Annotated in this window: 12 protein-coding genes; 5 read left to right on the top strand and 7 right to left on the bottom strand. The window is 33.4% G+C overall.

Annotated features, from left to right (window positions below; all coding sequences use genetic code 11):
• Positions 1-601, bottom strand: a 601-nt coding sequence (locus BM153_RS08190) for a LysR family transcriptional regulator (protein ID WP_143088288.1), incomplete at its 3' end; no start/stop codon positions are given.
• Between the two features lie 362 nt (positions 602-963).
• Between BM153_RS08190 and BM153_RS08185 the strand changes: the two genes are divergently transcribed.
• The gene (locus BM153_RS08185) at positions 964-1,398 is read left to right on the top strand and encodes a hypothetical protein (RefSeq protein WP_092872580.1); all 435 of its coding nucleotides are present in this window, start codon (positions 964-966) and stop codon (positions 1,396-1,398) included.
• Between the two features lie 74 nt (positions 1,399-1,472).
• Here the strand turns inward: BM153_RS08185 and yfcE are convergent, their stop codons facing one another.
• From yfcE to BM153_RS08160, 5 genes are all read right to left on the bottom strand, one after another.
• A complete protein-coding gene (gene yfcE / locus BM153_RS08180; protein WP_242949098.1) occupies positions 1,473-1,997 on the bottom strand; it encodes a phosphodiesterase in 525 nt (174 codons plus the stop codon).
• A 158-nt stretch (positions 1,998-2,155) separates the two neighbouring features.
• Positions 2,156-3,622: a C69 family dipeptidase gene (locus BM153_RS08175; protein ID WP_092872576.1), complete on the bottom strand. Its 1,467-nt coding sequence runs from the start codon at positions 3,620-3,622 to the stop codon at positions 2,156-2,158.
• 156 nt (positions 3,623-3,778) lie between these two features.
• Complete coding sequence (locus tag BM153_RS08170; RefSeq protein ID WP_092872574.1) at positions 3,779-5,836, bottom strand: heavy metal translocating P-type ATPase; 2,058 nt, start codon at positions 5,834-5,836, stop codon at positions 3,779-3,781.
• Between the two features lie 150 nt (positions 5,837-5,986).
• Positions 5,987-6,847 (bottom strand): hypothetical protein, encoded by an 861-nt coding sequence (locus tag BM153_RS08165; RefSeq protein WP_092872572.1) that lies wholly within the window; start codon positions 6,845-6,847, stop codon positions 5,987-5,989.
• Between the two features lie 14 nt (positions 6,848-6,861).
• A complete protein-coding gene (locus tag BM153_RS08160) occupies positions 6,862-7,695 on the bottom strand; it encodes a hypothetical protein (protein WP_092872570.1) in 834 nt (277 codons plus the stop codon).
• A 294-nt stretch (positions 7,696-7,989) separates the two neighbouring features.
• Here BM153_RS08160 and BM153_RS08155 point away from each other — a divergent pair, with 294 nt between their 5' ends.
• From BM153_RS08155 to BM153_RS08140, 4 genes are all read left to right on the top strand, one after another.
• Positions 7,990-8,937, top strand: coding sequence for an L-lactate dehydrogenase (locus BM153_RS08155; protein WP_092872568.1), 948 nt, complete (start codon positions 7,990-7,992; stop codon positions 8,935-8,937).
• 106 nt (positions 8,938-9,043) lie between these two features.
• Positions 9,044-10,102, top strand: coding sequence for an ABC transporter substrate-binding protein (locus tag BM153_RS08150; protein ID WP_242949097.1), 1,059 nt, complete (start codon positions 9,044-9,046; stop codon positions 10,100-10,102).
• Positions 10,103-10,145: 43 nt separating this feature from the next.
• Entirely contained in the window at positions 10,146-11,030 is an 885-nt protein-coding gene (locus tag BM153_RS08145; protein WP_092872566.1) for an ABC transporter permease, read from the top strand.
• A gap of 11 nt (positions 11,031-11,041) precedes the next feature.
• The gene (locus BM153_RS08140; protein WP_092872564.1) at positions 11,042-11,839 is read left to right on the top strand and encodes an ABC transporter ATP-binding protein; all 798 of its coding nucleotides are present in this window, start codon (positions 11,042-11,044) and stop codon (positions 11,837-11,839) included.
• 69 nt (positions 11,840-11,908) lie between these two features.
• On the opposite strand, the gene BM153_RS08135 is transcribed toward BM153_RS08140, so the two are convergent.
• Entirely contained in the window at positions 11,909-14,458 is a 2,550-nt protein-coding gene (locus tag BM153_RS08135) for a glycoside hydrolase family 3 protein (RefSeq protein ID WP_242949096.1), read from the bottom strand.
• Between the last annotated feature and the right edge of the window lie 258 nt (positions 14,459-14,716).

The following is a 14,716-nucleotide window of genomic DNA, read 5'->3' as shown; positions in this document are numbered from 1 at the left end:
AATCTTTAATATTTCCATCGCAAATAACAGGATAATCTGTTATTTCTTTTATAGTAACCTTTTCATTTTTAGCCAGAGGATGATTTTTATTAAGAAATACATGAGCAGGTATTTTTAACAAAGGAAAAGACCAATAATCTAAAATCTCTCCCATTGACATTATAATTCCACAATCAGCCATATCATCTTTTATAGCTTCAAATACCTTATCCTGCTCTACAAATTCATAAAAATTACTAAAAAATCCATCTTTTTCGCCTATCAATTCTATGAATTTCCTTTGAAAAGATGGAAACAAGCCAAAAAAGATATTATTTACAGCTATGGAAAACTTTCTTTTAGACTTATTTGTCTTATTTGAAGTCAAAGCTTCAAATTCATCAACCAACAATTTTGCCTTTTTGTAATAAATTTCACCATCTGGTGTTATTTCTACTTTTCTTATATATTTTTTTATCAAGAAAAGACCTGTTTGCTCTTCTAACTCTCTAATGGCAATAGAAATCGTCTGTCTTGATACAAATAAAACTTTCGATGCCTGAGTATAATTTCTACATTCATATAAAGTAACAAAATATTTTAAATGTCTGATCCCCACCATAATCTTTATATTTCCCCCTAATAAATATAATTCTTAATCCTTATCAATATTGTATCATATTTGTCTTACAAATATATACAATTTTAAAAATTTAAAAAAGTTTTATAATTTTTGTTTAAATAATAAAACTTTTTATCTCTGGTGTTAATTCTATATTTTTAATGTTTCATAACTCAGCATCAATATTTTATCATTTTTTTTCATAAATCTATAAAATTTCATATAGTTATATACGTATGGTAGATTCTTTTAACATTAATGTTAAAAAAAACTTACTTTACTCATTTTCAGAATAATACTAAAATATAAATATAAAAGAAATCTAAATTTCTAAAAATTATAATAAGGAGATTGACAATATCATGAAAAAGAAAGCAGTTCTTATAATACCGTTGCTATTGTTAGTTTATATTTTAGCATTTTATTTAATATTTTTTGTTTTTAATAAGAGAAATATAGTAGATGAACTAAATCTAACCTGGAATACTAAATTCTCAGGTGAAGCGACTTTGTTAACAGAAAGTGATTATGCTCCAAGAGGGGAACATACCTACCTATACAAAATAAAACTTAATGACGATAAAGCGGTGGACAATCAATTAAATGCAAAAGGGTCAGATATTTATGATACCGCATTAGAAATTTTAGAACGAGAAAATATGTTAAATGATTCTAAAGAAGCTTTGGATTATCTAAAATCAGGAAAATATAAAAGAATTAAAAAAGATGAAGACGATAACCTATATATGTGGAATGGAGAGAATAATTCCATATATGTTTTAATTGACTATACATGATAATAATTTGTTACTTTTCTAGCTCCCATATCACAAATTTTGATAGGGGAGCTATTTTTAAATATTTTTTATTCTTATGGAATTTTATGCATTATATTTCCATCTAAATCTTTCCAAATAAATTCATTTTCTGTTAGAAGCAAATATCCATGCCAGCTACCCCTTCTTGGTTTTGATACCGAGCCGGGATTAAGATAAATATAATCTTTATATTCTTCATATGCCGGGATATGACTGTGTCCGCAAAGAAGTATACTGCCCTTTTCCATCTTCGGTGGATTGGAAGGATTGTAAATATGTCCATGGGTCAAATATATCTTTTTATCCTCAAATGAAACTACTTTTAATATTTCTCTCATGTCAAAATCATAATCAACCTGTTCTTCAGGATCATCACAATTTCCCGACACACATATAATATCCTGGGCATATTGATTTAAAATATCATGCACGAACAATCCCTCATTATTAGAAACTCCCCATGAACTATAGGCAGCCAAATCTCCTGCGATTAAAAGCTTGTTTGCTCCTTCTTTTTCAAAAGCATCCATTAATTTTTCACAATAATAGGCATTTCCATGTATATCTGATGCCGCCATATATTTCAAATTATCTTCTCTCCTTTTTTCTAAAAGCAAATTTTAGCATTTATTATTTTTTACCCAATAGCAAAGCGGACATTCTTAAATCCGCTTCGCTACTTCCTCATGAAAGCAGTGGCACTTTGTGCCACCTGTCAGAGGGGGTTTTTTCTTAATTAATTATCTGCCCTATTGTAACCATTTTTCATATGCTGACTGGCATTCATTAAAACCTTATTTAGAGTATCAACACTGGCTTCTTTTACCATATTGCAAATATCTTCATTAGCCTTTTGTGTAAGAGAAAAATCTTTGCTTTCAATCATTTTTTTGTCGTATTCAAGAATTAATTGTCTTCCTTTGGTAAATACTTTTCTTTGATAACGCTCAATATGGGCAATGGCTGTAGCATAATTGGCATCAGCAAGAGCTTCAATAAGCCTTCCTGACCAGTAGAGATTTTCTGTTGAGGTATCTAAGGTCACATCACTGACATATTTTGGCATTTTAGGTGTATTTGTATAAAGAGGAAGTGCCACATTAAAGGCTGTAGAAGCAAAACAAATCCACTCTATTCCCTTAATTTCATCAGGTACATCACTTCTTATCTGACAAATTGAAGTAACCCCGGTACGGTTAATACCTATTGAACGGTATTTTCCCCTTTTACCAGTATCTTCTTTAAGGTAAGGATTAAATTCAGTTCCCTGATAATAAGAAGAAAGCATATATTTCACATCTTCCACCGTCACCTTTTTATCCGGTACAAAAGACCATGGAATTTTATCGCTTTCCGGGGTAAATTCAGCATTTTCTCCCTCCCATTTATGGGAAAAAGGAGTAAGATAACGCCCCATAAACCAGGCTCTTGGAGTATTATAAACATGGTCAGAGTCGGTATGAGAACCGAAGGCATAACGAGGGTTAAAAGGTTCGCCTTCCTTATTAAGATTTAAATGATTTTTTTCCATAAATTCCTTTAAATCCGCTGAACACATATTTTCTTTTTGGGCACCAAAAGCATCTTCAAAGTCAAAATAATCCATTCCAAACTGATTTGGATTAACCACAACCTCATCATCTTTTACTCTTCTTGCAATATAGTGATGTCCCCCAATAGTCTCCATCCACCATACTTCGTTTTCATCATTAAAAGCAATGCCATTTGATTCACAGGTTCCGTATTTTTCAATTAAAGAGGCTAATCTTTCTACTCCCTGTCTGGCTGTATGTATATAAGGAAGAACCAAAACCACAAAATCTTCCTCTCCTATTCCACCGAGAATCTCCTTTTCACCACGCTTTTTAGGTTTTTGAAGTTCTACCAAAGGATCCGCTGCCAAAACTCTTGGATTAGAAGTAATAGTTTCTGTGGCTGTCATTCCCACATTGGCTTCATTTATTCCTGTGGCAGCCCATATTCCCTCCTTCTTATCAACGCTGGGACAAGAAGTATATCTCATGGGATTATCCGGTAAATCAACCTCCACATGGGTTAATACTCCTTTATATTTTTTAGGCTGTTTTTTTGGGTCAATTACAACTATCTTTTTAACATCAAAAAAACCATCATCTGTTCTGGCAATCATTGTTGTATTGTCATTACTTGCTTTTTTTCCTACTAAAACTGTTGTACAAGGCATAATAAGCAAAGCTCCTTTCAATCTTATAAATACTAAATCAATTCCATCAATTAATTATAAGCATTAAGCATATTTTTCTCAACGTCAAAAATCCCCCTGTAAGTGTCAGATAACACTTATAGGGGGATTAAATACCATTATGAAATCTTTTATTTACTAATACAATCTTTTATTTACAGCATGGGATTGTGAGCCTGCTTCAAACAATATCCTGCTTTTTGTAGGAAGGCCTCTTAAATTAACTTCTGAAACTGCTGAAGTAAGCATTTTTTCCTTAGCCATATTTGAAATGTCATCGTAAATCTTATCTTCATTTTCTTTTAAATATCTAAAATCAATTTCCTTGGTCCAGTTTAAAAGGAAAATGGCATTTATTATAACAAATAATGAGCCTAAATTGTGAACAAGGGCTCCCGTTACCGGATTTATTACATTTGTAACTGCCAGTAAAATAGCAATAAAATTAAGTATCATGGAAAAAGTAATATTGCTTTTAATGGTTCTCATCATCTTTCTTGAAAGTGCCAAAAGATGTGGTAATTCTCTAATATCATCATGAACCAGAACAATATCTGCTGCATCAACTGCTATATCACTTCCCATAGCTCCCATGGCAATACCTACATGGGCTTTTTTAAGAGAAGGTGCATCATTTATTCCATCACCAACCATACAAACCTTATGTCCTAATGCCTGAGATTCCTCAATATATCTTAATTTATCCTTTGGAAGACAATCAGACATAAATTTCTTAATGTTTAATTTTTTAGCTATAAAGCGGGCTGCTTTTGCATTATCACCTGTTAAAAGTACCGGAAAAACATTGCTTTCTTCAATTTCAGCCATTGTACTTTCAATATTTTCCTTTATGGTATCCATTAAGGATATAATACCTACAGCTTTACCATTTACGCAAAGATAAATAATGGTGGCACTGTTATCAAGATATTTTTGAGCCTTTTTAGAAATAAGGGTAGTATCAATATTGTTTTCCTCAAGCATTTTAAGATTTCCGGCAAGGATTTTTTTATCTTCAAAATCTGCAACTATACCCCTACCAGGTATCATTTGAAATCTATCCGCTTTTTTAATATCAATGTTTTTCTTTTCTATATAAGCCTTTACAACTGCCTTTCCCAAAGGATGCTCGGAATTATTTTCTGCTATGGCTGCCAGAGTAAAAATATCATCTTCGCTGTAATTATCATCAAGACTTTCAATATGTTCCACTTCAGGTTGTCCGTAGGTTAGGGTACCTGTTTTATCAAAAACTGCCTTAGATACCACAGAAAGTCTTTCTAATGCATTTCCCTCTCTAACCAGAAAGCCGTGTTTTGTAGCATTTGAAACTGCTGCCATAATGGCTGTCGGTGTGGCAAGTACCAGTGAACAAGGACAAAATACTATAAGAATGGTAAGGGTTCTGTTAACATCTTTTGTAAGAAAATAGGTTATTATAGCTACAGTTAATGCTGAAAGAACTATCCCGGTGGCCCATTTATCAGCTAGTCTTACAACGTCAGCCTTATTGGCATCAGAGGATTTTACAAGTTCAATCATTTTTTGAATGGAGCTTTCGTTTCCAACCTTTGTAGCCTTCATTTCAAAGGCACCGTATTGATTTATGGTTCCGCTATAAACCATATCTCCCACTTCTTTATCTACAGGAACTGATTCCCCTGTCATAACCGACTGGTCTATGGATGTCTGTCCGGAAATTATTTCTCCGTCAACACAAATAGTATCTCCCGGTAAAACTCTTAAAACATCTCCTTCTTTTACCATATCCATATCAACGATTTCTTCTTTTCCATTTACAATTCGTCTTGCAATTTTGGGAGTAAGTTTAACAAGTTTTTCAATTCCGCTTCTTGCCTTATTAACTGTAAGTTCTTCTAAAAGACTTCCAAGCTGCATAATAAGTGATACTTCTCCTGCAACAATGTATTCTCCAAGAAACACAGCAGCTATAATAGCAATGGCAACCAATACATCCGCCTTTATATCAAATTTTCCAAGCAATCCAATAAGTGCGTTAAGAATAATCGGGATACCACATAATGCTATGGTGATAAATGCTGCATTAAAAGGTAAAGGATTAATGTTAAAAATTTCTGCTAAAAGAAAAAGTCCTGATACAATAAGAAATACAAGGTCTTTTTTTATTCCGCCTGTATCTAAAAGCTTTTCTAAACTGTCCAATAAAGATTTCATAATAGTTACCTCCTGTTAGAATTATTACATTAAATATACCCCATACGGTATATCTTTAATTGCATTATACCCCCTAGGGGTATAATTGTCAACAGGAAAAAAGCTTAAAAAATATCCAACTAATATGGTTTATTTTTTAAGCTTTCTATTTTACTTCAACTCAATTTTCGGGTATTGGATATCGTAAATATCTGCACCATATGGAACATCTAATGTATGATTATCCTTAACAACATAATCAACGCCTCCAATTTTTATTATAGAACCGGGTTCGAATTCTTTGAGAAAACTTTTGTCCGATGTGAGGCATTTATACTTAATATCATATCTCCATTTTGCTTGTATAATATTAGCTGTTTTTGTTGATGAATAAAACTGTGTTTCTTCCTGGTCTCCCATTTTAACTGTAAAAAATCCTTTTTCAATTCCAGCTTCACTTAAATACTTTTCTATTTCAGCATCAGAATACGATAAATTTATGTAAACAGGGTCGTCGGTATTCATATTGTTCCAAAAATTAAGGTATCTGTTTAATTCATCATCACTCGGTGCACCCCTTAAATATTCTGAATAAACAATATGTATTCCTTTAGTAGAAGTGTATGCACAATGTTCTTTACCGTCATCAGAAGTATATCTAAAACAGTTATTTTTTCCAAAATCCATTACATTATCATTAGCTTTTACTTCTTTTAATAAATGTGTACGAATTTTAGGAATTTGATTAGCTTTAAAAAAAACACCATTTACTTCCATTACATCATCTTGAAATTTGATATTTCTTAGATCGAGATTTATTTCATCAAGGGTTTTTTTTGAAATCATTTTAGGTTGTTTTCTAGGTTTCTTATATACAATATCTCCAAAATCAAAACCACTTTTTTCCTGTCTTACAAACAAATCAAGCTTTGAATTATTGGAGGATAAGTTTATATTTTTAATTTTATGTTTACTTAATAAGATATCTATTGCCTGCAAGGTTGTATTACTTGTTGAAAAAATGGTACGCATAACAATTCCTCCTATCATTTTCTAAGTTTTATTTCATTATCTACACAACTTGATTTTACAGGGTATATATACACAAACTCAATTGATGGATTGAAAGATATATCTTTGTAATAAACATATTCTATTCTCCACAAACTCTTTAAAGGGATATTACGTGAAATTATCTCTTGTTTTTTCCAAATATATCTATCTAAAGAAAGAGTAACATTATTGATAACATTTATATCGTTTACTGCAGTTGTTCTTATTCCTCGCATAGAAATACTGTCCACTAATGCATTTGCTGGCAAAATTTTTTCATCCACCAAATCAAACACAGAACTACTGTTATGTTTCTTTGTCATATTTATTGTATCTAGGCTAACTTCACAGATAGCACGATCGTATGTTATACCACCAACAAGTAATTTATAACTTATCGAATCATTTTCATTAATGGATATTTTTACATAGTAATAACCATTTGCAGATGCTTTAAAAGGAAAAGCTGTAACACCAAGTTTTGTCTTTGTATGTTTTTCATATAAAATTCTTTTTTTATTAGAATCATATACTTCAATAATCATTTTTTCTCCATTAACTGTTACATATTGTTCTCCTCCATGTAAATACACTTTAAACCAATCAGCATCTTTTTCATTAATTTGTCCACTAATAGTACGTCTGCCTGGAATATTATTACGAGCTACTTGTGCTGCAGTTTCATAATTTGCTTCAATCTCTTCAGCAGTTTCGAATGTGTCATTACTTTCTGTTTCTTTAATGATTTGTGCGTTAGAAACAATAATCGACATCACTGAAACAAATACAACAACAACGCAAGAAATCAATAGTTTTTTTAATCTCATAACAATTCCTCCTATCCTCTGCAAACAAATATTAACAATTCTTTCACAAAATGTATCGGATTGTTTTTAAATTAAAATAACTTTAATTTTGTTTTAATAAAGGTTCCTGATGCTTCAAAAATTACTCGATTTAAACAAGACTTCCTGGACGAAGTACATTGCAAATACATGATTTTTGATTTTACAGTTTATTTTTTACTTCAATCCCATTTTTACATTGACACTTTAACGCTTTAATGTATAATAGTAATAACGTATTTTTACATTGAATAAAAATGAAACGAGGTTTAAAAAATGGATAAGAGAAAAGTCGTTATAATCGGTGCCGGACATGTGGGTTCCCATGTTGCCATGGCATTATGTTTTCAGGGAACTGTTGATGAAATCGTATTTATTGATAAAGATGAGGCTAAAGCCAAATCCAACTGTTTTGATGTGGCTGATGCCTGCTTGTTTTTAGAATCAACTACAAAGATAAAAGTGGGTGATTATGAGGATTGTAAGGATGCACAAATAATAATTAATTCCATTGGAATGCCAAGAAAGCCGGGACAGACAAGACCCCAAATGCTTACCGATTCCATAATCATGTTAAAAGATGTTATTTCACATCTTAAACCGATTGAATACAAAGGAATTATTGTTTCCATTACAAATCCTGCAGATGTAATAGGAAATTATCTTAGAGATGAGCTTGGTTTAGACAGATTCAGATGTTTTTCTACCGGTACAAGCCTTGATACAGCAAGACTTAAACGTACAGTTTCCGAATTATCTGACATTGATAGAAAATCCGTATGCTCTTGTGCTATTGGTGAGCATGGAGATACCTCCTTTATACCTTTCTCAAACCTTACTATCGGGGGTCAAAACTACAAAACCCTTAAGGAGCAAAAACCTGAAAAATACAAGAATCTTACGGAAGAATACATACTTGAAAGAACCCGAGTTATCGGCTATGACATTATAAATGGAAAAGGCTCCACCGAATTTGGTATAGGAGCTGCCGCTGCTGATATCTGTAAAGCTATTTTCCATGATGAAAAAAGAGTAATTCCGGCTTCAGTTTATCTTGAAGGGGAATACGAATTTTCCGGTATGGCATGCGGAGTGCCTTGTATCATAGGTCGTGAAGGTATAGAAGAAATTATTGAGCTTCCCCTTAATGAGAAAGAAAAAGAACAAATGGCACATACTTGTAATGTCATTAAATCCTACATAGAAGACGCTAAAAAAGTTTGATAAATGCCTTCTTTAAAATTGACTTTTTCACTTTAATGCTTTAAACTATGTTAGTGTACTGCTTATAAAATAAGCAATTAAAAACGAAAGGGAAGGTACTTTATTTATGAAAAAATTTAGTAAAAAAATCATTGCAGGGCTTAGTGTTATCGCCCTTACCGGATCATTTTTAATGGGATGTTCTCAGTCAGACTCGCAAAAAAAAGACACATCCGATTCAAAGGCTCAATCATCAAGCCAAAGCGATTCCAAAAAAGAATATAATATAGGTGTATTACAGCTTGTACAGCATGAAGCATTAGATGCTGCAACCGAAGGTTTCAGTGATGCTTTAAATGAACTTGGAAAAGAAAATAACATTACTTTTAATATTGATGTTCAAAATGCATCAGGAGATTCTGCAAACTGTACAACAATTGCAAACCAGTTTGTTTCAGACAAAGTTGACCTTATTATGGCAAATGCTACTGCTTCACTTCAGGCAGCTGCTACTGCTACCGTAACTGCTCAGACACCTGTTATCGGAACCTCCATTACAGATTTTGGAACAGCCCTTGGAATAGACATGGGTTCAACAGATGCTACTGGTATTAATGTTTCAGGTTCTAACGACCTTGCACCATTAGATGTACAGGCAGAGCAGATTATGACTTTATTCCCGGATACAAAAAAGGTAGGATGTCTTTATTGCTCAGCAGAAGCTAATTCTCAGTTCCAGGTTGACGGTGTAAAGGAGACTCTTAATGAAAAATATCCTGATGTGGAGGTAACCTATTTCACATTCTCAGATACAAATGATGTTCAGGCAGTAGCTAAAAAAGCCGCTTCAGAATCAGATGTTTTATACATTCCAACAGATAATACAGCCGCTTCAAACGGAGCAGTTATAAGTGCAGCCTGTGAAGAAGCAAAAACACCTATTATCTGCGGTGAAGAAGGATTGTTTAAAAGCACCAATGGAACAGCCACCTACTCAATCTCCTTCTATCAAATCGGACACAAGGCAGGAGAAATGGCTTATGACGTTTTAGTTAATGGTGAAGATATTTCTAAAATGAATATATATCAGTCAGATGAACTTGTAGCTTACTACAACAAAGATATGGCTGAAAAATACAATGCCAAAATTCCTGATGATTACGAAGCTTATGACTTTGAATCATAAAATAAATAAATATAGAAATTTGGAAAAGAGGTTTTAACAAGAAATGATATCCTTTATTAACGCATTCCCTGGCGCAATTGGTCAGGGGCTAATATGGGGAATAATGGCCATTGGAGTTTATATTACCTTCAGGGTACTGGATTTGGCAGATCTCACAGTAGACGGAACATTGGCAACAGGGGGAGCAACTTTAGTTACGGCAATGACAGCAGGCTTAAATGTATATGTAGCCTTATTACTTGCCTTTTTGGCAGGCTGTCTTGCAGGATTGGTAACAGGCTTTTTACATACCAGACTTAGTATACCGGCCATCCTTGCCGGAATACTTACCCAGCTGGCATTATATTCCATTAATCTTAGAATAATGGGAAAAGCCAACCAGCCTTTGTCAATATACCAGTTTGATTTACTTGTAAGTATTACATCAATACAAAAAGCTATCATTATTACATTAATTACCGTAGCCGTAATAATAGGAATTCTTTACTGGTTTTTTGGAACTGAAATAGGGGATTCCATAAGAGCAACAGGAAATAATGCTAATATGGCAAGAGCAAATGGTATTGATGTAAATGCCGCAAAAATCAAGGGACTTGTCCTATCTAACGGCCTTGTAGCCTTATCAGGAGGACTTTTAGCCCAATACCAGGGATTTTCCGATATAAATATGGGCAGGGGTGCCATAGTTATCGGTTTGGCAGCTGTTATAATCGGTGAAGTTATCTTTGGAAATTTATTTAAAAACTTCGCCTTAAGACTTACGGCTGTTGCCATAGGGGGCGTTATCTACTATCTGGTAATGCAATTTGTTATCAGCTTAGGCTTAAACACAGACGACTTAAAGCTTTTAACCGCTGTAATCGTTGCTGTATTTTTAGGTATTCCGAACCTGAAAAAACATTTCGATGAAAACCGGGTTAAGATGTAAGGAGGATTATCATGCTTGAAATAAAAAATGTATACAAAACTTTTAATCCTCATACAATTAATGAAAAAAAGGCCTTAATAGACCTTAATCTTAAGTTAAATGAAGGGGATTTTGTAACCGTTATCGGCGGAAACGGAGCCGGAAAATCAACCATGCTAAATATGATTGCAGGAGTATATCCTGTAGATTCCGGTTCAATAATAATTGATGGTGAAAATGTTACCAGACTTGTAGAACATAAAAGAGCAAAATACATAGGAAGAGTTTTTCAAGATCCCTTAAACGGCACCTGCGCAGATATGCAAATTATTGAAAACCTTGCAATAGCAGCCCGCCGCGGTAAAAAAAGGAATCTTAAAAACGGAGTAAACAAGTCAGAAAAAGAAGAATACAAAGAGCTTTTGGCAATGTTAGATCTTGGACTTGAAAGTCGCCTGTTTTCAAAAGTTGGTCTTTTATCAGGAGGACAAAGACAGGCTATCACCCTTTTAATGGCCACCTTAAAAAAACCAAAGATATTGCTTTTAGATGAGCATACGGCAGCCCTGGATCCAAAAACTGCAAAAAAGGTTCTTGAACTTACTGAGAAAGTAGTGTATGATAATAATCTGACAACCATTATGATTACTCATAATATGAAAGATGCCATTGCAATCGGTAATCGTCTTATTATGATGAATGATGGACACATTATTTATGATGTATCCGGAAAAGAGAAAAAATCCCTGACAACAGCGGATTTACTTGATAAATTTAAAATCGGTTCAGGCGAAGAATTAGACAATGACAGAATTCTTTTAGCCAATTAAAAAAGCCTATCAATTTTATAACTTCCAAATAGAAGCTGACCACTTTTTCACAGGTCAGCTTCTTTTCTTTTATTCCATAGTTTTTAAAACAATTCTTAAAATATTTAATGTATTAAACTGTAAATCGGCTTTGGTAATTTTAAAACCGTCTATTTCCTTATTGTTTTTAACTGCATCAATTATATCTTCTACATTTTTTTCACATCCCGGCATCTGTAAATCATTTCCTGCAAATATACAGCCTGTAGAAGCAGATATAGGATATTTGGGCTTATATTGGCCTGATTGAAACGGCATATTTTGTGAGGTAAACCAATCAGTCATTACCATTCCCTCAAATCCCCATTCATCTCTTGCTGCTGACTGAATAAGGTCATAATAATTAGCAGTGTGAATGCCGTTTAGCAGATTATAGGAAGTCATGATTGACAAAGGTTGTGACTCTTTTACTGCTATTTCAAATCCCTTTAAATAGATTTCTCTAAGGGCTCTTTCACTTATATGGGCATTGACAAAATATCTGTTATCCTCCTGATTATTTGCGGCAAAATGCTTAATTGTAGTGCCTTTACCCTTGTGTTTTTGAACACCTCTTGTAATTGCTGCTGCCATTTTACCGGAAATCAAGGGATCTTCTGAAAAATACTCAAAATTTCTTCCACACAAAGGATTTCTGTGAATATTTAAGGCAGGGGCAAGCCATAAATCAACATTAAACTGCTCCATTTCCCTTCCTACCAAATCTCCTGCTTCTTCTAAAAGTTTCGTATTCCAGGACTGGGCAAGGCCCCAGCCGATTGGAATTGAAGTGCAATATTGATAATAATCCACAGTTTCACTTTCAGGAATACTATCATCAAACGGATTAACGGTATCGGAAAAAATCTCTCCTCCTTTAATGAGTTTACCATTTTTATCCGTTTTAAAATGAGGCTGTAAACGAAGTCCCGCAGGTCCGTCTGCCATAATTATATTTTTTATGCCCCGGCTTTCTTTACAAATTAATGAGCTGTCTCCTGCTGCCCCGGGTACAAAATGGGATGCATCTCCTATAATGCTTCCTTTCTCTGCCCTAAAACTTCCAACGCATAAATTAGCCATTTCTTCAACAGATAATTGAGCCACCAATTCCTCTAAAGATGCCTTTTTATCTAAAACATCTCTGGCAGTGATTACTTCCTTTTTATCAGTTTTTAATTCCTTCCTTTCCTCTTGATATTCAGCCTTTTTAGCCACAATATCAGAAGGGTCAATTAAAATTTTTTTAATTCTTGCCGGAATTTTAATATCAGGCTTATCCACAGGAATTATTTCTTCCAGCTCCATATCCACATCAAACAGATTCTTTAAAAGCTCTGTCTTAACAGGAATTGCAAGATTAAATAAAGCTACGGCTTTTAAATTATCACTGGAATTTCCCACAAGTAAGGTATAATCTCCTGCTTCCATTAGCCAGGCAGCATCCTGCATACTATAAGAAGCCATATCCCTTAAATCAAATTCTATTTCTAAAAGCTCTTCCTCTTTTGGCTCTAAAAGTCCTGACTTTTTAAAGGCAATAAGCTCTTTAAAAGGTTTATCAAGCTTTCCAAGTGGCGCAGAATAATAAACCTCTACAACCTCTTTACCGGCATATTTATCACCGATATTTTTTACATTAACTAAAAGAGTTGCCTTTGTTTTCTTTAATTTTATTCCTTTAACCTTTATGTCAAACTCAGTATAGGATAAGCCGTATCCAAAAGGATAAAGAGGCTTTTTTAAGAAGCTGTCAAAGTATCTGTAGCCTAAATAAATCCCATCTTCATATACTTCCTCATATACACTTTCATTATGAGAAAAATTCATGGAAGAAGGATAATCATAATAATCATAGGCCCAGGTATCAGTAGTTTTTCCACAAGGAGTAGATTCTCCTGTTAAAACCTCCACTAAAGCTTCTCCCCCTGTACTTCCAAGCTGAGTCATTAACAAAAGGGCACTTATACCTTCAATTTCCTTAAAAAATGAAAGATCCATTACGGCACCAATATTTAATATAACTATAACATTTTTATAATTTTTAATAAGCCTTGCAATATTTATCTTTTCCTGTTCAAAAAGCAAATAATCCCCCGGCTTACAAAAACGGTCAAACCCCTCTCCCGAAATCCTCGAAAGAACATAAATGGCTGTTTTAGATTCATGATCTATATCATCACCCTTTATGGGAATAGGTTCAGGTTCCTTAAAAGGATGGTCAAAAACCACTGCCGTAAGAGGCATGTTGTTTTTTATCGCTTCTTCCTTAATCATTTTATTATAAAGACTTTTATTGTATTCAACATTTTCTTCCTGCCTGTTTAGCCAGTTACCTGTATTAATCTCAAAGCCTGCCGTAATAAGGCCATCTTCTATAGAAATAATATTTCTGGAATTAACCTCTCCTGAACCGGTTCCCCCTGTAACAGTCCTTCTGGCACCATTTCCATAAAGAGCCACTTTTCCAGGTTTAAGAGGTAATATACCGTTATTTTCAAGTAAAACCATACATTCATGGGCAATTTCCCCAGCTTTAAAAATATGTTTTATCTCTCTTTGTTCAATATCCGGACCCTTAGAAGCAAATATTTCTGACAAAATTGTCCCCTCCTTATAAATCACCCTTGAAAACAAAAAACTTCCCAAATTACATGTACTGATAAATATTATTGGTAACCTACAATAAATTCTTATTTTATCGTTATATTTATAATTACAATATTTACATCGGATAAAAATAAGCTTTTTTGATAATGATAATAATACTTTCATAGTTTTTTAGCTGTGACACTTGTATTACAATGCTTTTTTATAGTAAAATTAAAAACAGAGAAAAGATTTGTAAAATAATTATGT

Origin of the sequence: Acetitomaculum ruminis DSM 5522 (assembly GCF_900112085.1) — a bacterium.
Taxonomy (GTDB): Bacteria; Bacillota; Clostridia; order Lachnospirales; family Lachnospiraceae; genus Acetitomaculum; species Acetitomaculum ruminis.
The sequence above is the reverse complement of the archived record's forward strand: the minus strand, read 5'-3'. Positions and strand labels throughout refer to the sequence as shown.